The 1848-nt window shown below is 66.8% G+C and carries 1 protein-coding gene; it reads left to right on the top strand.

From position 1 onward, the window contains the following. Positions 1–17 precede the first annotated feature (17 nt). Positions 18–1848, top strand: a 1831-nt coding sequence (locus ACIA6B_RS32510) for a non-ribosomal peptide synthetase (protein WP_396779316.1), incomplete at its 3' end; no start/stop codon positions are given.

Raw genomic sequence — 1848 nt, 5'->3', positions numbered from 1 at the left:
CCGGGATGGACGGGGTGGTGGAGTTCTCGTTGGACCTGTTCGACCAGGCGGTGGTGACCGACCTGATCGACCGGTGGCTCCGGATCCTCACCGACATGACCACCGGCAGCGCCGACACCCGCCTGTCACAGTGGAACGTCGTGTCCCCGGCCGAGCGCGCCGACCTGCTGCGCTGGGGCGACGGCGGCGACACCCAACCCGCACTGTCCCTGGCCCAAATGGTCGCCGCACAAGTCACCGCCCGACCGGACGCCCCCGCCGTCACCACCGGCGACCTCACCCTGACCTACCACCAACTGTGGCAACGCGCCGGCACCCTGAGCACCCGACTCACCACCGCCGGCGTACGCCCCGAAACAGTCGTCGGACTCCTGCTCCCCCGCAGCATCGACCTCGTCACCGCAGCACTCGCGGTCTCCCGAGCCGGCGGCGTCTTCACCCCCCTGGACCCGACACTGCCCACCCCACGCCTCCACACCATGACCACCCAAGCCGACGTCCACATCGCCATCACCAACCACACCACCACCCAACTCGCCACCACCCTCAACCTCACCCCCATCCCCACCGACGACACCCCCACCGAACCCACCCAACCCACCGAAGCAGCCGACCCGCACCACCTCGTCGCCCCCACCACACCACACGCCAGCGCCTACATCATCTTCACCTCCGGCTCCACCGGCCAACCCAAAGGCGTACGAGTCCCCACCACCGGACTCACCTCACTGACACACACCCTCCACACCCGACTCGCCATCGGACCCGACTCCCGCGTCCTACAACTCTCCACCCCCAGCTTCGACGCCTGGGTCATGGAAATCCTCATGTCCCTCCCCCACGGCGCCACCCTCACCATCGCCCCACCCGGCATCATCGCCGGAGACGACCTCAGCGACCTCCTGCACCACGCCCACATAACCCACACCCTCATCCCCCCCACCCTCCTCGCCACCGTCACCCCCACCCCCCTACCCCACCTACGATGCCTCCTCGTCGGCGCCGAAGCCTGCCCCGGCGACCTCATCCACCACTGGTCCCCCAACCGGCTCATGATCAACGCCTACGGACCCACCGAAACCACCATCGCCGCCACACTCTCCGACCCCCTCACCGGCAACACCACCCCACCCATCGGCCGACCCGTCACCGCCACCCACCTCTACGTCCTCGACAACCACCTCAACCCCGTAGCACCCGGCGTCGCCGGAGAGCTCTACATCGCCGGAGCCGGCACCGCCCACGGCTACACCAACCAACCAGCCCTCACCGCAACCCGATTCATCGCCGACCCCCACAGCACCACCGGCACCAGAATGTACCGAACCGGCGACATCACCCGATGGCGACCAGACGGACAACTCGAATACCTCGGCCGCACCGACAACCAAATAAAAATCCGCGGCTACCGCATCGAACTCGGCGAAATCGAAACCATCCTCAGCACCCAAGAAAACATCAGAACCGCCGCCGTCACCACCACCCCCGACCACCAACTCATCGCCTACCTCGTCCCCCAACCCCACACCACCATCAACCCCGACACCATCAAAACCACCCTCACCCACCACCTACCCGACTACATGATCCCCCACCACATCATCACCCTCGACCAACTCCCCACCACCCCCAACGGCAAACTCAACCACGCCGCCCTCCCCCCACCCCAACCCACCACCACCCCCACCCCACCCACCACCCGCACACCACACGAAGAAATCCTGTGCGGACTCATGGCCGACATCCTCAAACAACCCACCCTCACCCCCACCGACAACTTCTTCGACCACGGCGGACACTCCCTCCTCGCCACCCGCCTCATCAGCCGCATCCGCAGCACACTCGGCG

The organism is Micromonospora sp. NPDC051141, assembly GCF_044455765.1.
GTDB lineage: Bacteria > Actinomycetota > Actinomycetes > Mycobacteriales > Micromonosporaceae > Micromonospora.
This window is presented reverse-complemented; position numbering and strand designations above follow the sequence as displayed.